At 36.3% G+C, this 19,920-nt stretch carries 27 protein-coding genes; 10 read left to right on the top strand and 17 right to left on the bottom strand.

The genetic code is table 11. From position 1 onward, the window contains the following. The 11 genes from AC6CH1_RS03955 to AC6CH1_RS03905 form a co-directional block, all read right to left on the bottom strand. Complete coding sequence (locus tag AC6CH1_RS03955; RefSeq protein ID WP_498316373.1) at window positions 1-816, bottom strand: P-loop NTPase family protein; 816 nt, start codon at window positions 814-816, stop codon at window positions 1-3. Then, the gene (locus AC6CH1_RS03950) at window positions 749-1,540 is read right to left on the bottom strand and encodes a DnaD domain protein (protein WP_498316372.1); all 792 of its coding nucleotides are present in this window, start codon (window positions 1,538-1,540) and stop codon (window positions 749-751) included. Before AC6CH1_RS03950 ends, AC6CH1_RS03955 begins: the two co-directional genes overlap by 68 nt. Before the next feature lie 13 nt (window positions 1,541-1,553). Beyond that, on the bottom strand, window positions 1,554-1,724 hold the full coding sequence (locus AC6CH1_RS03945) for a hypothetical protein (RefSeq protein WP_498316371.1): 171 nt from the start codon (window positions 1,722-1,724) through the stop codon (window positions 1,554-1,556). A gap of 32 nt (window positions 1,725-1,756) precedes the next feature. Next, window positions 1,757-2,455, bottom strand: coding sequence for an ERF family protein (locus tag AC6CH1_RS03940; protein WP_498316370.1), 699 nt, complete (start codon window positions 2,453-2,455; stop codon window positions 1,757-1,759). Then, a complete protein-coding gene (locus AC6CH1_RS03935; protein ID WP_498316369.1) occupies window positions 2,455-3,021 on the bottom strand; it encodes a host-nuclease inhibitor Gam family protein in 567 nt (188 codons plus the stop codon). The genes AC6CH1_RS03940 and AC6CH1_RS03935 overlap by 1 nt, the downstream gene beginning before the upstream one ends. A gap of 112 nt (window positions 3,022-3,133) precedes the next feature. Further along, window positions 3,134-3,403: a hypothetical protein gene (locus AC6CH1_RS03930; protein ID WP_498316368.1), complete on the bottom strand. Its 270-nt coding sequence runs from the start codon at window positions 3,401-3,403 to the stop codon at window positions 3,134-3,136. After that, window positions 3,404-3,598, bottom strand: coding sequence for a hypothetical protein (locus tag AC6CH1_RS03925; RefSeq protein WP_498316367.1), 195 nt, complete (start codon window positions 3,596-3,598; stop codon window positions 3,404-3,406). 288 nt (window positions 3,599-3,886) lie between these two features. Beyond that, window positions 3,887-4,156, bottom strand: coding sequence for a helix-turn-helix domain-containing protein (locus AC6CH1_RS03920; protein WP_498316366.1), 270 nt, complete (start codon window positions 4,154-4,156; stop codon window positions 3,887-3,889). A 224-nt stretch (window positions 4,157-4,380) separates the two neighbouring features. Continuing rightward, on the bottom strand, window positions 4,381-4,689 hold the full coding sequence (locus tag AC6CH1_RS03915; RefSeq protein WP_498316365.1) for a hypothetical protein: 309 nt from the start codon (window positions 4,687-4,689) through the stop codon (window positions 4,381-4,383). A gap of 50 nt (window positions 4,690-4,739) precedes the next feature. Further along, window positions 4,740-5,423 (bottom strand): ORF6C domain-containing protein, encoded by a 684-nt coding sequence (locus tag AC6CH1_RS03910; RefSeq protein WP_498316364.1) that lies wholly within the window; start codon window positions 5,421-5,423, stop codon window positions 4,740-4,742. 11 nt (window positions 5,424-5,434) lie between these two features. After that, window positions 5,435-5,671 carry a helix-turn-helix transcriptional regulator gene (locus tag AC6CH1_RS03905; protein WP_498316363.1) on the bottom strand — a complete coding sequence of 79 codons (237 nt, stop codon included), beginning with the start codon at window positions 5,669-5,671 and terminating at the stop codon, window positions 5,435-5,437. A gap of 164 nt (window positions 5,672-5,835) precedes the next feature. Here AC6CH1_RS03905 and AC6CH1_RS03900 point away from each other — a divergent pair, with 164 nt between their 5' ends. The 4 genes from AC6CH1_RS03900 to AC6CH1_RS03885 all read left to right on the top strand — a co-directional run bounded on the left by AC6CH1_RS03900 (window position 5,836) and on the right by AC6CH1_RS03885 (window position 9,011). Further along, complete coding sequence (locus AC6CH1_RS03900; protein WP_498316362.1) at window positions 5,836-6,243, top strand: helix-turn-helix domain-containing protein; 408 nt, start codon at window positions 5,836-5,838, stop codon at window positions 6,241-6,243. An 18-nt stretch (window positions 6,244-6,261) separates the two neighbouring features. Beyond that, on the top strand, window positions 6,262-7,128 hold the full coding sequence (locus tag AC6CH1_RS03895) for a hypothetical protein (RefSeq protein ID WP_498316361.1): 867 nt from the start codon (window positions 6,262-6,264) through the stop codon (window positions 7,126-7,128). Between the two features lie 196 nt (window positions 7,129-7,324). Then, window positions 7,325-7,753 (top strand): ImmA/IrrE family metallo-endopeptidase, encoded by a 429-nt coding sequence (locus AC6CH1_RS03890; protein ID WP_498316360.1) that lies wholly within the window; start codon window positions 7,325-7,327, stop codon window positions 7,751-7,753. 103 nt (window positions 7,754-7,856) lie between these two features. Next, on the top strand, window positions 7,857-9,011 hold the full coding sequence (locus AC6CH1_RS03885) for a tyrosine-type recombinase/integrase (RefSeq protein WP_498316359.1): 1,155 nt from the start codon (window positions 7,857-7,859) through the stop codon (window positions 9,009-9,011). A gap of 277 nt (window positions 9,012-9,288) precedes the next feature. Here the strand turns inward: AC6CH1_RS03885 and AC6CH1_RS03880 are convergent, their stop codons facing one another. Next, entirely contained in the window at window positions 9,289-9,489 is a 201-nt protein-coding gene (locus AC6CH1_RS03880) for a cold-shock protein (protein ID WP_008404960.1), read from the bottom strand. A gap of 358 nt (window positions 9,490-9,847) precedes the next feature. On the opposite strand from AC6CH1_RS03880, the gene AC6CH1_RS03875 reads away from it, so the two are divergent. Then, a complete protein-coding gene (locus AC6CH1_RS03875; protein ID WP_251688926.1) occupies window positions 9,848-10,411 on the top strand; it encodes a nitroreductase family protein in 564 nt (187 codons plus the stop codon). Window positions 10,412-10,496: 85 nt separating this feature from the next. Here the strand turns inward: AC6CH1_RS03875 and AC6CH1_RS03870 are convergent, their stop codons facing one another. Continuing rightward, the gene (locus AC6CH1_RS03870) at window positions 10,497-10,910 is read right to left on the bottom strand and encodes a MarR family winged helix-turn-helix transcriptional regulator (RefSeq protein ID WP_251688928.1); all 414 of its coding nucleotides are present in this window, start codon (window positions 10,908-10,910) and stop codon (window positions 10,497-10,499) included. Between the two features lie 175 nt (window positions 10,911-11,085). Between AC6CH1_RS03870 and AC6CH1_RS03865 the strand changes: the two genes are divergently transcribed. Beyond that, window positions 11,086-11,589 carry a CarD family transcriptional regulator gene (locus AC6CH1_RS03865; RefSeq protein ID WP_251688930.1) on the top strand — a complete coding sequence of 168 codons (504 nt, stop codon included), beginning with the start codon at window positions 11,086-11,088 and terminating at the stop codon, window positions 11,587-11,589. Window positions 11,590-11,903: 314 nt separating this feature from the next. Further along, on the top strand, window positions 11,904-12,413 hold the full coding sequence (locus tag AC6CH1_RS03860; protein WP_251688932.1) for a DUF3231 family protein: 510 nt from the start codon (window positions 11,904-11,906) through the stop codon (window positions 12,411-12,413). 512 nt (window positions 12,414-12,925) lie between these two features. On the opposite strand, the gene AC6CH1_RS03855 is transcribed toward AC6CH1_RS03860, so the two are convergent. Continuing rightward, window positions 12,926-13,807 (bottom strand): LysR family transcriptional regulator, encoded by an 882-nt coding sequence (locus AC6CH1_RS03855; RefSeq protein WP_251688934.1) that lies wholly within the window; start codon window positions 13,805-13,807, stop codon window positions 12,926-12,928. Between the two features lie 136 nt (window positions 13,808-13,943). Between AC6CH1_RS03855 and AC6CH1_RS03850 the strand changes: the two genes are divergently transcribed. Then, window positions 13,944-14,681 carry an SDR family NAD(P)-dependent oxidoreductase gene (locus AC6CH1_RS03850; RefSeq protein ID WP_251688936.1) on the top strand — a complete coding sequence of 246 codons (738 nt, stop codon included), beginning with the start codon at window positions 13,944-13,946 and terminating at the stop codon, window positions 14,679-14,681. A gap of 66 nt (window positions 14,682-14,747) precedes the next feature. Further along, window positions 14,748-15,992 carry an MFS transporter gene (locus AC6CH1_RS03845; protein ID WP_498316358.1) on the top strand — a complete coding sequence of 415 codons (1,245 nt, stop codon included), beginning with the start codon at window positions 14,748-14,750 and terminating at the stop codon, window positions 15,990-15,992. 103 nt (window positions 15,993-16,095) lie between these two features. Here AC6CH1_RS03845 and AC6CH1_RS03840 read toward each other — a convergent pair whose 3' ends face one another. Genes AC6CH1_RS03840 through AC6CH1_RS03830 form a run of 3 tightly spaced genes read right to left on the bottom strand, consistent with a single transcriptional unit; the run spans window position 16,096 to window position 19,361 of the window. Then, window positions 16,096-17,007, bottom strand: a complete 912-nt coding sequence (locus AC6CH1_RS03840) for an ABC transporter ATP-binding protein (protein ID WP_498316357.1) — start codon at window positions 17,005-17,007, stop codon at window positions 16,096-16,098. A gap of 12 nt (window positions 17,008-17,019) precedes the next feature. Beyond that, window positions 17,020-18,234 carry an ABC transporter permease gene (locus AC6CH1_RS03835; protein ID WP_498316356.1) on the bottom strand — a complete coding sequence of 405 codons (1,215 nt, stop codon included), beginning with the start codon at window positions 18,232-18,234 and terminating at the stop codon, window positions 17,020-17,022. Between the two features lie 11 nt (window positions 18,235-18,245). Then, window positions 18,246-19,361, bottom strand: coding sequence for an ABC transporter (locus AC6CH1_RS03830; RefSeq protein WP_498316355.1), 1,116 nt, complete (start codon window positions 19,359-19,361; stop codon window positions 18,246-18,248). Between the two features lie 375 nt (window positions 19,362-19,736). On the opposite strand from AC6CH1_RS03830, the gene AC6CH1_RS03825 reads away from it, so the two are divergent. After that, a complete protein-coding gene (locus AC6CH1_RS03825) occupies window positions 19,737-19,913 on the top strand; it encodes an aspartyl-phosphate phosphatase Spo0E family protein (RefSeq protein WP_251688944.1) in 177 nt (58 codons plus the stop codon). Window positions 19,914-19,920 lie beyond the last annotated feature (7 nt).

The raw sequence follows: 19,920 nt of genomic DNA, 5'->3' as shown, positions 1-19,920 counted from the left end.
TTAAAAATTTAATCGTTCTATACGCTTGTCGTTAGCTGTTTTAAATGTAATGGTCTGTAAATTGGTCATCATGCGACTAATTACTTTGCGGTCATAAATTTCATTTAATCGCTGGCTAGTTAAATTGGTTGTAATGATAGTGCTTTTCATCTGCCTGCCATTCATAACGGCTCTTAATATTTTGGATGTGTAATCGGATGCACGTTTTTTTGTGTCTATATCGCCCGTCTCTGCCCCTAAATCATCTAGGACAAGAAAATCTACCCTAGTGCATAAATCGATGAAATACGTCTCTGTATAGATGGAATCTGGGTTATCAAATGACGCTCTAATTTTCCGTAGCATTTCGTCAATATCTATGAATAAGCAACTTACTTCCAAACTATTGAGAGCTTTTAAAATACTCATAGCCAGATGTGATTTACCGACTCCAGTAATCTGCGACTGGATCCATAAATTAAATTGCTCACCACGCTGATAACTTTCGACAAATTGGAACGCACGCTGTTTGTTGGAACGTTCCTCGCCACCTGAGTCTATGAAGCTATCAAAAGTAGCCCGCCGAATCGATTCGTCTTGTACCAAGCTCCTGCTACCTAACACGTTGTATTTAATACGCTGTTGGCTTTGTTCAATTTCCTGCTGCACCTTTTTTTCGAAGCGCTCGTTTTCAGCATCTAACTGACAACGTGGACAAACTGATTGACCATTTATAATCATGTAAGCAATGTCATGCTGATCACAACGCTTAGAATCCCACATCAACCCCAAACGTATCTTTGAAACTGTTTCCATTGCTTGCTGGTCGGATATCATCTTTTCGCACCACCTTTATTTTTTGATATTGCTCATAAGTTGTAATGCCATCTGAGCGCCAAGTATTTAATATGCCGTTAATATAATTCAGTGAAACAACTTGTCGACTGACTGATATATTCATAGCCTCAGCGATTAAATTAATATCGCGATATTCGTCTAGCATTCTACTTAACTGTTGGGCCTGTTGATAATTAGATTGTTGGTAAATAACTACGTTTTCAAAATGCTGTTTGATTTTTAAATAATTCATATCGATTAAGGAAGAAGGAGAAGAAATCTCTCTTTCTTTTTCAGTACTTTGTATATTAGTATTTGGTGTATTAGTATTTAGTTTATTAGTACTTAGTAGTTGCGGGTTTTCCGTTAATGGTTTTTCCGTAGACGGATTATCCGTAACCGGTTTTCCCGTTGGTGGTTTTACCTCCTGCGGTACTTCATACACCACGGTAACGTAATCAAATGTGCCATCTTCATTTCGCTCACGAATCTTTTTGACATAGCCGAATTTTTGAAGCTCTTTTAAACCTGCAAGGAACGAATCGCGCCCATCTTTTGCCCATTTCTGAAGCTCTTCGTTATAAAACACCCAATCATCTGGACGAGTTAACATGAAAACATGTATGCCCTTCGCCTTCCATGAAAGGCGCTCATCGTGTACTGATGTATTATTGATCGTTGTATAATCTCGGTTTTTCTCCACACGGATGATAGTTTTAGCCATTGCCCTAGCCCTCCTAGTTAAATCTAATCTCTCGTTCTATCAAACAGCCATAGCGCCCCTCGGCTGTTCCTTTAATCTCGCCGACTACTTTCCAGCCTCTTTCCGCTTTAAAATGGATGCGACGCATAAGCATATACATACTGTTGGCGTAAATTATTTCACGATTCATTTTTGATTGAGTCATTGCCCTGACCCTCCTTATAAAAGATTGGGGCACTAAGCCCCTTGCTCCATCTTTTGCTGTGCCTGTTGTTGTGCAGCTGCCACTTGCATCATCCCAATAGCTTCTTTAATGACATTGTCCGTTTTTTCGTTTTCAGCAAGCCACATGATATATTGGTTATCTTCTCGCCATAATTGCTTAAGAGTTTTTCCTTTGTGTTTGCCAAAGGATAATGCAATTGCTCCTGCCTCTTTTGCATCTTTAGGCATCGGAACGGATGAACGTTGACCGCCACCGTTACTGCCACGACTTGAATAATCGTACGTATTGCCACTTGCTCCGTTTGCATCATCATCTTTTTCGGTAGCGATACCCAACATTGCCGATAAGCTATAGCGTTTCATGTAGGTGATCTGACCACCGAAATCTTGCATGCCACCTGCTGCATGGAATTTTAAAGGAAAAGACTTAACCCATTCACCTGAGGAGTGTAAAAATGTTGTTTCTACACAAGCCAGTAAGCCGTTCGGCGAAACTTCCGTATAACTGTTTTGCATAATCGCAATACCGTTTTCTTTAAAAACCTTTCGAGCTGTTTCGAATATGCCGTTCAAATCCGTATAATCGAATGAGTAGCTACCACCACTTTTTGTCTGTACCTTTACAGTCGTATTGTGTTTAGGTGTCTCTAACTCGGCCCATGATTTGGCTAATGCTGCTGAAACCTCTGCATTTTTTTCTGAAAAAATCATTAGTCACTCACCTCTACTTTGAAGGAGACTGATTCCGGTTTTACTGCTACACCTGGCACGACTTGTCCATCTGCATCAACTACCACTAATTCGCCGTCAGATTCAACCACACTGAGCGTTTTCTTCAACTCTGCCCATTTGAGCTTTTCCTTCGTTTCAACCTCTACAATGTCAAGCTTGTTAGTTTTGGCATACTTGATTAATTCCAATTCATCCACCTTCTCAGGCTGTGCTTTACTTGTTGTAGATTTTGCTACGCCATATGGTGTTTTGATGGACTTGGCTTTTGAGTCAGTTGCCAAAACCGATGCATGATATTCGCTAATTTTGTGAGAGAAGAACGCTAAATCATCTTGATATGCAGCACTTTCTTTTTTCTCCCATTCTGCAATACGCTCACGTTCGGCATCCGCCAGCTGTTTCACTTCATTTAATTTCGCTTGAATAGCGCTCATTTTTCGAAACGCCCAGTTCAAACCGTTAAGATCAGTAATAACGAATACTTTTCGCTCTTCCTGTTTTTGTTCATCAAGTTCGAATAATTCTTGTTCCTGTAATTTGTTCATATTAAAGTCCTCCTGCTAGGTTGTATTTGAAAAAATTAAGCCCATGAGATAAACTAGAATAAATTAAATGGTCATGGGCCTAATCCTACCGCTGCTCGTAACAGCGGTTTTTTTATGCAATAATTGGGTAATTATCGTGATAAACTTCTATTAATGTGATTAGCTGCTCGTAACAGCTCACGCTTAATCTGTTATCATCTAAAAACTCTTGCACTTCCTCGATATGCACGAAAACTTCGTGTTCACCTTCATTAAAAACGTAATACTCCTCGCCTTTAAATATTCGGCGACCTTTCCAATCTACTGGGCTTTCAAAAGAATCGTATAAACCACTGAACGTTTTACCGATACCGCTGTACGTTGTGTTTTCAACTTCGAACATTTACACTGCCTCCCATCTTGATTTATAAGGAACGTACATCCATTTGCTGCTTGGATCTAAGTTGTCTAAACCTTTGATTGATTCACCATCAAAGTGAATTTCCTGCCCCAGCTCGTTAATGAACACATCTCCTTCGATATAAGAGCCAAAATCAAAACCTCTGATAATTTCCCAAACCTTGTATGATTCTTTCATTTATTTCACCTGCTTCCCGATGGAATCCCATCAATCAACCCTCAATTTCTCTAGGAGGAGAACGGCTAACCAACCGATTGAGGATTGCTTGACAAGAGCGAGCGATGGGCTCGCAATGCCTGTAAATATCTGATATAATAATTAGTGTAAATATTGAGGTAATTTAGCAAGCCGTTGATTGTGCTACCAATCAGCGGTTTTTTTGCGCTAAATAATACATAGCTTGTAAGCGTTGTTTGACTGTCATGATTCGCCACACTCTCGGTTTAATCCGCATGCTCTTCCCTCCTAAAATATTGAAAATCGAATGAAAGCTGGTACTAAAGATAAAACTTGTGTCATATTTGCAAAAATATCTGTACCAAATAAAATGGCTGCTGCTTGGACTTCACTGTTTGTTACTCGTGCCCAGTTTCTAAAAGTTTCGATGTCCATCAACTTGCTGTTACTTTCAAACTTACTGATGCATGATCTGCTTCTATTTAATAAGTCTGCTAACTCCTGTTGTGTGTAGCCTGCTTTTTCACGAAATCCCTTCAATATTTTTCCGTATTCCATTCTGATTTCTCCCCCGTGTTCCAAAATCGAACATGCACTATGATGTTCCAACTGAGAACACAAATTTTTATATGTTTGTTTTATAATTAACTTAAGCAAGATAACTTGCTATTGAGCTATTGCCCTAGCTCTTCTAGAAAGGCCGATTGCCCTCGGTTAACTTTGGAGATTGATTGCCCTCAATCTCCACCTACTTTTTAAAGCACCTGCCCGTGCAATAATTTTTAATTCCATTCATCCATAATTATTTTTTGTATTACTTTCGCTGTTGGCTCCGCAAGCCACACGCGTTTCCCCCGGAAGCCACGTTGTCTCTGAAATTCTCTTACACGAGGATCAGAGAGGATGTGTTCTTCCAAAAAAGCTTTTTGAAAAGTTGTCGCTTTTACAATGTCCTCGATATCCCAAAAGAGAATTGATGGACGTACAGTATCTTGAATGAGTTTTTGAAGTTCATCTTGTACGCTTTCTTTTGTAATACCTGACATTTCAAAAAGAGTTTGAATCAATGCATGCTCTGTCTGAGGGATCATGCTACTTCCTCCAATCTAAATACGCTGAACAAGCTCCTTACTTTAATCAACTAAACGGAAATTTTTTGTCTGTTACATGCTTCAATTTCTATTTCTAAAGCAGCGCTCGGACGCCATTTTGAAATGAAGTAAAGAGCTTCATCAAATTTTGCTTTTGGTAACTCGCCATAACGTGGCAGTTGGAAATAGGTATTAAATTCTTTCCAAATAGAACGAAAAGTTTTACTACTTAACGCTTTATAAGCTTTAGTATCAAAGCCTCCAAGCGCATCAATCGCTTTGCCTTTAGCAGCTGATTGAATAGCCTTTTGCTGAATGCCGTCAATACGCATAGAACCCTTTAAATAAGTTACATCCTCTTTAATACCTTTGATTTCTTGGTAGTTTTTAAGGGATTGTTGCAAAGCCAATTCAACTGGATCATTCGGTAATTGTTGCTGGATATGGTGCTCCATCTCGTTAAAACGATCGATGTATTTAACCGCAAACTGCGTACCCTTTTCACCTGTCATTCGTGTGCCGTAGAGCTCACAACCCTTTTTCGTTAAAAGGAAACTAGGTAATTCTTTGTTTTGGCTATTTGTGTATGAAGATTCGATAAAATAGGACTGGGGTAAAATCCCCTCTCCTAATTGAGTCCTGATACGGCGTAAATCCTTCAATACTTCGTTATGGTCACGACCGACCATTTCAGCAACTTCTAAGCTGCTAATGTTTCGTGGAAATTGATTCATGTAAAAACCCCCTAAGCTAGTTTTCCAAGACACAATACGTGTCTTTTTTCTTCAAAAAAAATTAAGTCTACTGTTGTGTTATAGTAATCTGCAATTTTTTTTGCTAATGGCAACGATGGAGTTCGATCTCCCCTTTCAATCGCTCCTAGCATTTGAGGTGTTATACCTAAATTAGTAGCTACATCAGTACGCCCTTTATTCCCTCGTAACTCAATTAAAAGTGTGCGAACTTTATTAGTATTTTTCACTATGTCACCTCCAAAAGAAACGTTTTGTTTCTAAATTAAATTCATCTTATCAGAAACATTTTGTTTCTGTCAACCACTTTTAGAAACTTTTTGTTTCCTTTTGTAGTTTCATATGGAAACACATAGTTTCTATCTATATAATCAATATGAAAGAGGTGATAGTTATGTTTTCTGAACGTTTAAAAAATTTAAGGAAAGCCAAAAAGTTAAGTCAATACGAATTAGCGGAAAGATTGGGATTCTCAAGAGGAAAATTGGCTAATTATGAACAGGGAACTCGTGAGCCCGACTTTGAAACTCTTGAGATCATAGCAAATTTCTTTGATGTTTCCACTGACTACCTTTTGGGAGTTACTAGTGGGCAATCGCAAGATAAAGACAAGCTCGACATTGCGAAGCGTCTAAAACAATTCGAAGCCGACCTCGAAAATTCGAATGGCCTTGCTTTTGATGGTGAGCCAATGAGCGATGAAGCAAAGGAATCATTACTGGAATCAATGGAATTATTGTTTAGACAAACGCAGCGGATTAACAAGAAATACACACCTAAGAAATACCGTGAGGATGAATAATATTAGGGGGGTATTTTTATGATTTGGTTAAAAAATGTGGATGATTTTATTAAATATGAAGAATGGTTTTTTAAAGAAACTTTAAAAACTTATCGGGAAAGAGTAATGGAATATTACAAAGATGATTTCCACGAAAATAACAGTTCTTTTCCGTTTATGTCACCGGTAAAAGTTGTGGCTCTTTTCCGTGATTACGATATTAATATTTACTATCTTCATTCATCTAATAGTAAAGACGAATTCATTTCTAAAGTAGATGGATTTAAAACTTACGAAGAGTATAAAGTGATTGAAGATCTGCCTGAACATATTAAAAGAGCGAGATTGTTGGAAATTGCTGGAATTGATAATTATATTGAAAAATTATATTCTTGGTATGGCGAAACTGATGAGCCTGAACCGAGTTATAATTTGGACGCTGCTAAGTATCGTGGTAGAAATCTAGCCGATAAACATTTCCAAGAAATCGATAGAATAGGTTATTCTTTGACATCTATTAACGTACGCAAATATTTATCATTGATAGATAACGAACAATTTAAGTACGAAATTCAAGAAGCGCTAAAAGCTTATGACCATAAATTATACCTTGCTTCGACTGTAACTGCAGCGGTGTCTCTGGAAACGTTACTTCAAATTACTATAGTTTCAAGGTTAGGGAAAAATCGTTTACCACAAAACTTCCGAGATAAACACACGTTAAACTACGCAAATATACTTTTAGAAAATGGAATTATTAATGAAAGGCTAAATCACCGAATACGAGCGTTAAATGAATTGCGTAGAGCAAGTGCACATAGTAAATCAGGCGTTATTACTGAATGGGATGCAGAACAATATTTAATTGGAATTTTCGAATTAATTTCTTTTATCTCGAATGATTGAAGTTAAATTTTAGTGTAGTTCCTCTTCTTCTGAAATCATTTCCCATTCAAATTATAAATATTTCAATGCAGACATCAGTATTGATACTTCTTATTGATTTACCGTTATTTGATGAATTTCATTAATCATTTTCTTCACTCCTAGATATATTTAGTATCAGTATATATTAATGTTTATAAAGAAACGAAGTGATTGCATGTGGATAAAAGAAAAAACCAATCAGTTAAAACAGAAATATAACACTGAATGCCCATATGAATTAGCAAGTTACTTAAAAATCCATGTGATGGAACATAATTTACACCCTGATATAAATGGTTATTACAAATACGATCGACGTAATCAATATATTGTAATCAACCATAACCTGGATCTTAATCAGCAACGGATTGTTTGTGCGCATGAACTGGGCCATGCTGTACTGCATCCTAAAGTAAATACACCTTTTATGAACAATAATACTTATTTATCTGTAAGCAAAATCGAACTCGAAGCCAATCGCTTTGCAGCTGAACTATTAATCCCGGATGATAGTTTTGAAGAAAAGGAGACTATCTATGACATAGCTTCTATACATAATGTACCGATTGAATTAGTCGAGCTGAAATGTAGGAAGTTTTTTTAATACCCTTCCAAGAACATATATTCCCCTTTAAAGGAGGTGATGTTAATCGATTGCCAACATTAAGCTAAAGCACCTGCCCGTGCATAAAGAATGGGGTAATCAAATGGCAAGAGAAAATTACATTAAAACAAAAAAAGATTGTATCTACTATTACAAAGACTCTAAGGGTAAGAAGAAATACGCTTTTCGCTTTAAATATTACCATAATGGGAAACGACCTGAGAAAAGTGAGCGAGGATTTGAAACAATCGAAGACTGCGAACGCGCTTTAATTAAAGTGAAAGCACAAATTTTAAATGATAATCATGAAATTTTAAAAAATGACAACATGACAGTAAAGGCTTTAATGGAGAATTATGCAACAGCTAAACAGAATTCCTGGAAACCTACTACTTACAAAAGTAGTTTGAATGCAATTAAACGGCATATTAATCCGCATATCGGAAACTTGAAGCTAAAACAAGTAACCAATGGTGTCTTGCAAACGAATATTGTAGACCCCATGATTAATGCCGGTTACAAAGCTACTTCAATTGAATCCATGTATCGCACATTAAATTCAGCATTTAATTATGCCATCGCCGAGGAATGGTTAGATCGCAAACGTTTTACATCTGTCAATATAAAGCATGCAGAACCAAAAAAGAAGAGGCAGCCTCTGAGTGTGATGGATTTGGAAAAACTATTACTAATTTCAAAAGAAAACAGCTCTATCCCACAATACACGGCCATTATAATTTTAGCGCTCACTGGCATGAGAAAAGGAGAATTGTTTGCATTAACTACAAATGATATTGACTTTGACAATAAAACAATCTCCATCACTAAAACTCGTGACTCCTTAGGGACACGTTCCCCTAAGACTCAAAATAGTATCCGTACTATCCCATTGACTGACGAATTAGCCAAGTGCATCAAAAAGTACTTATTATGGTTTGAACCGGTCATGTGGTACAATCGCGATGCTAATCCTGAGAAATATTTAATTGTGCATCCAAATGGTATGCCGGTTGCTCGTGACTACATTAATCGTGCTTTAACTCGACTGTGTACAGATTATAAGCTGCCGCATATTTCGCCACACTATTTACGCCACACATATGCTTCAATTTTAGCGGCACAAAATACACCTTTTCCAACGATCGCTGCATTGTTGGGAGATACAGTGGAGACAGTTACTTCAACTTATGCCCACTCGTTCGAAAACGAGGAAATTCTCGCTTCGAAAATGCTCAATGATTTAGTTCGTGTAAATTAAGTTTTTCTGCTTTTTAAGCTCATTTTGGGGTACATTTTGGGGTACAATTGTTTTTTTAGGCTACAAACCTTAATAAATCAAGGTTTTGAGTCTGAATTAGGCTTATGAAGTCGTTAAGCATAACTTAGTCGGATAAACTTTAAAAAATAAGCAAAATTAATAGCAGTTCAAATTTACTTCCCCATAAATTTGAACTGCTTTATTTTTTTGTCTAAAAATACCCAAAAAAGAGGAATCCTAATGAAAGGATCCCTCTTTTATAGTTACATCATTAAAATTAAAGTTTTACGATGTTTGTAGCTTGTGGTCCACGTTGACCGTCTTCTACTGAAAACTCAACTTTTTGACCTTCTTCAAGAGTTTTGAAACCGTCGCCTTGAATAGCTGAGAAGTGAGCGAATACGTCAGAACCGCCTTCAACTTCGATGAAACCGAAACCTTTTTCTGAGTTAAACCATTTTACTGTACCTTGTGTCATAATAAATGACCTCCAATTAATTAAATTTAATAAGATCGCAATTCTTCAAAAAGAAAAAAATTCACATATTACAAAAAGTACCAACTAAACCACGAAATACTTTTTGTAATAGGTGAATTTAATGTCTTATAACTATCTCATTGACCTTAGTATATAGCAAAAAATCGGTTTTGTCTACTATAAACTCAACTTTATCTGCCTTAACAATTATTTATGGGTAGATGCATATTTTCAATAACTAGCCACATTAGCTAACTAAAAATTATTTACTTACTTTTTGTAATCGTTTTGTTTGCAATTGTATTTTAGCGTTGGTTATTATAGGAGATGTATTACATAGAACTAGGAGGATTTTTTTATGGTATTACAAGCAAAAGAATTTCGAACAGCGGAACACGACATTTCTGACGTATTTTTAAATCGTTGGTCACCGCGCGCTTATGCAGACACACCTGTTGCAGAAGATGTATTAAACCGTTTATTTGAAGCAGCTCGTTGGGCTCCTTCAGCAGGCAATAACCAACCTTGGCGTTTTATCGTAGCGAAAACAGAAGAGGATTTAGCAAAATTCCACCCTGTTTTAATGGAAGGTAATTTAGTATGGGCAAAACGTGCACCTGTTTTAGTATTAGTCGTTTCTGACAATACAAAAGGTTCACATGAGTTTGATGCAGGGACAGCATGGGGCTTCTTGTCGCTTCAGGCAGCTAAGGAAGGTTTAATCACACATCCAATGAGCGGTATTCATAAAGATGTGGCAAAAGAGACGTTTAACATTCCGGATACATTTGATGTGCATTTAGCAATAGCAATTGGTTACAAAGGCGACAAAGAAATGCTGTCTCCTGAATTACAGGCACGTGAAACACCATCAGGTCGACGTCCGTTAAACGAAATTGTTTTTGAAGGTTCTTTTAAATAAGATTTATACTATATTAAAGTAACCGCATGAAGGAAGTATTCTTTCGTGCGGTTTTTCAGTTATCTTCATTTCCAAATTATCGGATTTAAATTTTCAGGAGCGGCTTTTTGAGCATTTCCAGCAGCAGTTCATATTCTTTATCCCCGATCGTGTCCCTTACCATCTTTTCTATTTCAAGCTCCATCTTTTTGCTTTCATTAAAAATAACGATTCCCTTCTCGGTCAAATGTGCCATCTTTTGAACTTTCGAGCCTTTTATTAATTCGGTCGTAATTAATTTTTTTTCTTGTAAGGAAGTCACAAATTTATGAACCCCCTGCTTTGAAATGTCTAACTGTTTTACTAATTCGGGTACCGTTACGTAGCCCTCATATATGTTTTTCAGTACAAACCATTCGGAACTCGTTATATGAAGGTCATTATTTTCATTCCACATAATTTCTGCCTTTTGGCGTAATTGTTTATGTTGGCGATACAATAATTCGATAAAGTCAATCATTGCTTCTCCCCCCTTTTTTCTGTCAACATAATTCTTAAATAGTCTCAAGCATCATACTAAAGCTAATATATTAATTCAAGTTCATAATACTAATAGGATATTCAAGTCAACTTAGTTGACTTGAACGGTAATTTACTTTATTATTAAATGTATAACTTTTTCCGGAGGCGTATATATGTATAAAATTGGTGACTTAACGTTTTATAAATCCCATGGTATTTGCCAGATTGAGGGTATTATAGAACAAAACTTCACAGGAGAACCTATGCTTTACTATGTTATGCAATCAAAAATCAGACCGGGAGTAACACTATATCATCCAGTTGAGAGTAAAAACTCACAACTTGAAAAATTATTGAGCTATGATGAAGCAGTTCAAATTATGGATTGTTTTTCGAATGAACCAAGCGAATGGAATGACCGCAGTACAAACCGCCAAAGAAATCACGCAGAAATCTTAGGTGCGAATAATCATTTAGAAGCTGCCCAATTAATGAATACACTCCTACGAAAAGATTTGGAATTACAAAAAGAAGAGAAAAAAATCACATCTCAAGACTCCCAAATTTTACAGCAACTCTCAACAATTATATTAGATGTCTTGGAAATTGCGCTTAAAAAGCCAAAAGAAGAAATTGAAAAAGAAATTTACAAAAGAGTTCAAGGTCCTACTAACTAATTTATAAAAATAGCTTTATTTTATTAACGAGTTGAAGTAAATCCCGTTTACTTCAACATTACTCGTTACTGGTTGACTTACCACTTTATACATATTAATTACATTCAAATAAGGCGTTTGCTATTCTATTTCAGTAGCAAGCGTCTTATTTTTTTGTCATTTATCAAACTTTTCATTCTAATGATGAATTGTTTTTCGTTTTTCAAAGTCAGGTGATGTATAGTATTTTTTTCAATTAAAAATGAATTAAAACACTTTAGTTGCTCATACTACCGTTGTATGAAATTCACCTAATTTTGAAAGGAAGTGTAATGATGGGAATATTAACGGGTAACCCAAAAGACGAACCGTTACATTATGGAGAAGTTTTTAACATTTGGACAAGTTTGGCTGCAGGTTACAGTATGATTGCAGGGTATCAGACTTTTTATAATCATGCCGGTGACCAGGACTTGAAAAAAATAATTGAAGACTTTATCCAATTTGCAAGAGATGAAGTTAAGCAATTAGAAAAAATTCTTAAATTAAATGGAGTTGGACTTCCTCCTGCACCACCAGAACGTCCTGAAGCACGAATCGAAAATATCCCGCCAGGAGCAAGATTCAATGATCCTGAAATAAGTGCAGCATTATCTGTAGATGTCGCTGCCGGTTTAGTTGCTTGCAGTCAGGCTATGGGTATGACAATGCGAGAAGATATCGGAATGATGTATGGTCAATTCCATACGGCTAAGGCACAGCTTGGAGCAAAGCTATTGCGCCTAAACAAATCAAAAGGCTGGCTCATCCCTCCACCATTGCATCTGCACCATCCATTGCATTGATGAAGTATTGAATCCCTTAATAATTATTTGTCATTTTATATTGCACTACGATACAATCCCCCATTCATCATATAAACAATAACGCCATTTCTTTAATAGGAAATGGCGTTTTGATTTTATATAGTGCTCCCTTAATAACCAAAAGTTATATCAGAATAAAAAATAAGTATTTTTCATAATAAAAAAATCCATGTATATTTTACTTGTGCAAAAGATTGTTTGTCTCTGCATAAATAACCTAATTTAAATTCGTTTCACTCTCGAATTTAAGTTACGATTTTGTAATTCAGGACTTTTACTCAGTCTTATCATTGGATTTTACAGCCTCCAACTTTAAAATTCAAAGCCATCAAATTTCTTGGAGGAAATTTGGACGAATTATAGTTTATTAAGTTCTGCTCAACGAATGACTTCTAAACTATTACAATACATTGTTCGACAAAACAATCAACTCCCCCTAATAAAATGTCCCCGTCTATGTTCAATAGGCGGGGAATTCGTCTTTTAAAGGGTTATTTATGTGTACTCTCAAAATAATTATAACAATGCTGAATAAATGCTTTAGAAATGGCTGTAGTATACGTATATTTATGTTTTAATAATCCAATTGTCCGAGTAAATTCTCCATTTTCAATTCGGATATGCCTGATTTTATCATCATACATACTCATCGACGTTTCAGGTGTAAAGGCAGCACCACGACCATTCTTTACAAGCTGAAGTATCGTCGTCGCTTCCTCTACTTCCACTTGGTATTCAGGTGTATAACCGTTCTCCCGACAAAAATCATCCGTCAGCTGCCGAAAACGGTATTCAGCAGTCAGACCAATGAATGGTAAAGAACGCAATTCGGAAAGGTTAACCGACTCCAATTCAGCTTCCGGGTATGTCGAAGGTACCGTTAAAAATATTTCCTCGTTGAACAAAGGAAGCCATTCCACATTCGGGTGATTCAACTTTTCCGTTGTGATACACAAATCAAATTTTCCATATTCGATAAATTGTTCAAGATTATCCTTCGATAGTGGCACTTGCTTATATTTAATGGATGGATAAAAATTTAAAAATTCATTTAATATATTCGTAAATGTATATGGTAACGTTGTAACAATGGACAATTCCCCATTGCCCTGCTCACGAAATTCACGTAAACCTCGCTCCAGATCCAGGATTTCCGCAAAAATTCGTTCCGCTCGTTTAAATAAAAATTCACCATTTGAATTAAGTGTAATGCGTTTGCCGTTACGGTAAAAAAGATCCATCTCCAATTCTTCCTCCAGCTGCGCAATTGCCTTACTTAATGCCGGTTGTGAAATTAAAAGTTCTTTTGCGGCATGTGACATATTTTGTACTTTCGCTGTTTCATAAAAATAGCGCAGTTTCACTAAATCCATTCAAATTGCCTCCTCTAAATAACTTTAAGTTATATCAACATAAGAAATAAGTATTTTTAATTATATGTACCATAAGTTTAAGATATAAATTGCGCGCAAGCAATTATTAAAAAATTGATTTAAGGAGAGATCTACTATGCGATTACAAAATAAAGTTGCCATAATTACAGGTGCAGCATCAGGAATGGGTCAAGGCGAAGCAATTCGTTTTGCTAAAGAAGGGGCAAAAGTCGTTGTTGCAGACTTAAACCTGGAAGGGGCAAAAGCTGTTGCAGAAGAGATTAAAGCAGCTGGCGGCGAAGCAATCGCTGTACCGGTAAATGTCATGAAAACAGAAGACATTTTAAACTGCATTAAAGTGACAGAAGAAACATTCGGTCCAGTTGATGTACTAGTAAACAATGCAGGTGTATTCGACAAGTATCAAAAATCGCTTGAAACTACATTAGATCAATGGAAATTTTTAATTGATATTAATTTAACAAGCATGTTCGAATTCTGTAACGCTATATTACCAAGCATGATTGAGCGTCAAACTGGTGCAATCGTAAATATTTGTTCAGTTGCCGGTTTAGTTGCAGGTAAAGGTGGAGCAGCATATACAGCTTCTAAACATGGTGCAATCGGTTACACAAAACATTTATCTAGCGAATACGCTCGCTACGGTATAAAAATCAATGCAATTTGCCCGGGTACAATTGAAACACCTTTAGTAAAAGACGTTTTAGCTGGTCTTTCTAAAGAAGCTGTACCGACACGTACATTTGGTCAAGTTGAAGAAGTAGCAGACTTAGCTGTATTTTTAGCATCTGATGAAGCGAAATTTATGAGCGGTACTGCGGTAACAATTGATGGCGGTTTCACAATTCAATAAATGATTTTACAAAAATGAAGAGGAGAAGCAATTCACTTGCTTCTCTTATACATCAAAGGAGATAGCATGAAAAAACAAGGAAAAATGCACTATGCATGGTGGATCATGATCGCAAGTGCTGCGATTTATGCGGCAAGTGTCGGGATCATCGTAAGCTGTGCTGGTCTATTATATCGCGCTGTTGCACAAGATTTCGGTGTTGGTGTATCTGATATTAGTTTGTATACATCAATTATGTATTTAACGGTAACAATTTTCTTACCGTTCGCTGGGAAGTTTCTAAATAAATTCGATGTTCGTTATATTTTAACAATAGCTGGTATTATAAATGCACTCGCATTCGGATTAATGGGCTTCTATACATCTGCCTGGAATTTCTACATCTCAGGTGTAGCACTTGGTATCGGTAGTACATTCTTAATTTATGGAACGATTCCATTACTAATCAACAATTGGTTTAAAGCAAAAGCCGGTACGGCATTAGGTTTTGCAATGGCTTTCATGGGTATTGGTGGTGCGATTTTCGCTCAAATCACTGGTGCGTTAATCGAATCAATCGGCTGGCGTCCAACATACATGATTTTAGGTGTATGTATTGCCCTATTAATTTTGCCGTTTACATTATTCGTTATTCGTTCAAAACCCGAAGATATGAACAAACAGCCTTATGGTGCTGAAGAAACAACAAATAAAGATGCTGTACAAGCACAACCTGAAACTGGGGTAATGAAGAAAGTTGCCATCAAAACAATACCATTCTATTTAATTTTAGGATTTACAGGTTTATTTGGTTTAGCATCTACAGTTGGCTTCCATGTACCAAACTTTATCCAGTCAGTTGGTTTCTCTGCTGCAATGGCCGCTACAGGTGTTACATGTGTGACGATCGGCCAAACGGGCGGGAAGTTCTTAATCGGTGCGGTTAACGATAAATTTGGCGTTAAATTAGCGTTATTGACAGGTATCGGCAGTGGTATTTTAGGTACGATTGCGCTACTGTTCTCTGATTCATTCGGCATCGGTATGATGTATTTAGGTGCATTATTATTCGGTATCGGTTTCTCAGGGTCTACCCTTTTACCTCCAATGGTTATTCGTGAAGTATTTGGCGGTAGAGACTATGCATCCATTTATACTACAATCATGTCTGCTTCAACATTAGGTGTTGCAGTCGGTACTACTTTATTCAGTTATATTTTCGATACAACTGGTTCTTACTACATCGTATTTATTACGGTAATTACGTTATTCGTAGTTGTTATTTCTTCAAGTATCTTCTCATTGAACTGGAAGAAAAAATTAAATGTTTAAAAAGTAAAATTTATACTCTTTTATAACTTACAAGCATACCATTCAAACTTGTTGTTCGTTATAAATAAAGCCTTCGTCAAAATTGATTGACGAAGGCTTTTTATTATATAACTTCATGATAGTAAAGGGCATATAAATCATTCAATGTCACTTTGCCAAATGCAAAGTCCATTATATTGTTATCCACCAAAAATTCAGTTAGATTGCTTAACAGCATCGGTTCCGAACTAGGGAGATGCAGCAGTGTCATATCCGTAACGAGTGTTTGCTGCTCGATTAGCGGATATTTCTCCTTTAGGAGCGCTTTTACGGACTCCTCCATATTTTTTACCCGTACTGTTTTAATTTTCGCCTGACTGAACCCTTCAATGATTTCATTTGTATCGACCAGCTTCCCTTCATTAAACAGGAAAATCCGGTCCGCATATTTTTCCAGATTATCAAGCAAGTGCGAAGCGATAATGATCATTTTCCCCTCAGCCTTTTTCTTCATTAAAATCCTAGAAATCACTTCAATATTATTCGGATCAAGTCCGTTCATTACTTCGTCCATCATCATAATGTCTGTATTCGCCACAATTTGCATCGCAAAACAAAGCCGCTGACGCATGCCGAGTGAATAAGTCCCAGTTTTCTTATTTACATAATGGCCCATATTCAGCGCTTCAATTGTTTCGTCGATCAGTTTCGGATCAGACTTCCACATCGTTGCGAACATTTTTAAATGGGCACGTCCGCTTAAATGATTATATAAATCGCTTTGATCCGGCATCATCGACACAAACTTGTGGATTTTTACCTCACTGGATTTATTTGAATAGCTAAGATTATCGTTAAATGATACTTTTCCGCTTGTTGGCGGCAAATAGTTCATAATGACATTCATCAAAGTGGATTTACCGGTTCCGTTCGGTGCAACTAGCCCGATCATTTCGCCTTGTTCAAACTTGATCGAAATATCGTTTAGCACTTTTTTATCAGCAAACTGAACGGTAATATTTTCAATAGCAATCATTCGTTGTCCCCCCTATTTTACAAGCTTGAAACGTTTAATAAGTGAAATGAGCAACACAATCACCAATAGAATAACCGCGCATATTGTCAATAATAGCAGGCCGTATTGATAATCTACATTCTCACTTCCTAAATAATAGTTCTGATAACCAGATACAACTTTTCCGACATGGATATACGTAGTAGGAACTTTTTCCACTTCCCAAAAATATCCGATACCGCGGCTTATATAAAACTTTTCGCCAAAAATGGCCAATAGTCCGACTGCCAAATTCACCATTTCTTGGCGGAACAGTACACTGCATAAAATTACAACATTGATTATGACAATGAACCATACAATCAGTAATGATAAAGACCGACCCAAAAACATGCCTAATGTCATCATATTAGCTAAACTCTCATTCCCCCATTGCAAGAAATTAAAAGCATACTCGGGTGATGGCAGTTTAAGATGGCCGAAACCTGATTGAGCCCCGATTATCATAAAACCAATAAGTAAAGGTACAAATAATGTGATACTGCCGATAAAAGCAACACCTATTTTTACGAGCAGCTTCTTCCAGTCCGCAATCGGAAAGCCTTTCAGCACAGACGGGTGACGACGATCCTTCGTCACAATATCGATCGCCAGTAATAAGGTACAAATAATTAATATTAAAGGAAGCGGACCTTTCAGAAGTCGCTCAAACGTCTGCAATGCCGTACGCTGTTCAAAAACACCAATCGACAATTCGTAATTAGCCTCATTAAAAGCACCGTACCGGAAATGTTGATCCATCGCATTTAAAGCACCTTCAACATTTGCAAATTCCCTGTCTGCCACATAATATCGGTCATTATAGAAAAGGTTTTCATTATAAAATGTCAAATAGTTCATTTGAATATACCAGTCGCTTGTTACTTCCGCATACTTTTTCAGATCATTTGCGTCAAGGGCATCCATTCTTGCCTTATCCAGCGGGTTGATATCAGCAAAATCATAATATGCTCTAACTGATGTCGGATGTATTTCCCTTAAATCCCTCTTACTTAAATCATCAATAAATTCCTGACGCGTTAAATAGCGGGCTTCAATTTCCTCCCTGTCGACCTTTTCAATAGGATCATAGGCAGGTGCAATCTTAAACGCATAAAATATCGCAGCAAATGCCAGCAGAAAATAGACCGCCAAGTTTTTCTTATTCGTAAAAAACTGTTTCAGTTCAAATTTAAAATATCCGTACATTTCTTTCCCCCCTAGGCCCTTTTAATTTTTCCTGTAGAGAAGAATGTTTTAATGACGAATAACATGATTAAAATACAAATACTCATAATCAGTAATCCGATATTCATCGTTACATCCACAGGACGCACTAAATCCAACGGCATTCCATTTAAAATTTCATTGAAGTTCATGAAATGGAACGGATTGTACGGGAACACACTAATAATTAAAGGGAAAATAATCGGTAAAAAGAATAGAATCAAATGAACAAACAATGTCAAATACATATTTTTCAGCAGTACATTTAAAATAATGGACAAAAGCATTACAAATATCGAAATGACAAACATATAGACAATGCAAAGTACAATATAGTACACACTTGAAATTAATGTCGGCTCTCCGAAATAGACGGCCACTTGTTCAGAGCCTTCACCCAATCCATTGAATAACAAGGGTGAAGCACTAATAAAGATGAGCGCAATAAATGCGACAACATACAAAAAGGCAATGATACATTTGGATATTACATATTGGTCAAATCGGACCGGGTAACCTTTAATAATGCTTGAATGCTCAAAATCATCCAGTAAAATCGAACTCGTATAGAAACTCATAAATATGTACCAGCCAACACCTACTAAACTAAAGAAATACAACAAAAACGGTATGTAATGAGATAGATCGCTAATCGTATTTTTGCCCGATTCGTACATCACTTTAAAATATAAGTAATTCATTGAATTTTGAAACTTTGTAGGCAGCAAATCCTTCACTTTTTCGTACTCTTCCATATCAAAAGCTTGTTGCCGCAACTCAGCAATACGATAGGAAGCCTCATAATACATCGGATAGTTTTCTACAGTTAATGAAGCAATTTGTAAGGCCACGGCACTTTTCTGCTGTGTCAGATTTTTAAATAAATCACTGCCATCCCCGTCCCTTGAGGCATCCTGAACTTGGAACTTGGATAATACAGCACGCGAACTATAGTAGTCGCCTCTTTTTTCATTGAGCTGATCCCCTACTGACTCTGCCTTAATAAAAAACATACATCCAAACACAATAACGATCACTGCGAGTAACGCAACAATATTTTTTCGGTTAGAGCGTTCGATGAGAAATCCAACTTTTAATGCCTGCAACATATGTAATCCCCTCCCCCTTCTATATATCGACATTGAAAACGGTTACAAACCTAAATTTCGATTTATTGGGTACTTTATTAGAATAATCTATCAATTAATAATTTACAAACTAAAAGGTAAATTTTCAAAAAACAGGAAAATAAACGCTTTAAATCAACACTTTAATTTAACTATTTCGTTTCATAATTGAAGTCAATATGAGATGAAATTATTTTTGTATAATACACCTATTTTTTACAAATTTATGAACTTTATATTTCTACCACGATTCGACACTTTATTATTTCTTAATAGGATACGATGAATAAGCGCTATTATATTTAATTCGAAAATATAAAACAGCGTAATATTTCAGAAAGGAACATAAATTTAGCAATGAAATTTTTATTTTTCAAAAAAATATTTAGACTAAGATTGAGAATAAGAATTGAATCTAAAAGAAAAGACATGTACAAAAAAGCAAATGATCTAGGATTCACACACCCTGAAGTAGTACATTGCAGTCAAGAATTAGATGAATTACTTAATAAGTATTCAGATACTGCTGCGTAAAATAGAG

It is taken from the genome of Solibacillus sp. GQ1 (assembly GCF_059758555.1).
This window is presented reverse-complemented; position numbering and strand designations above follow the sequence as displayed.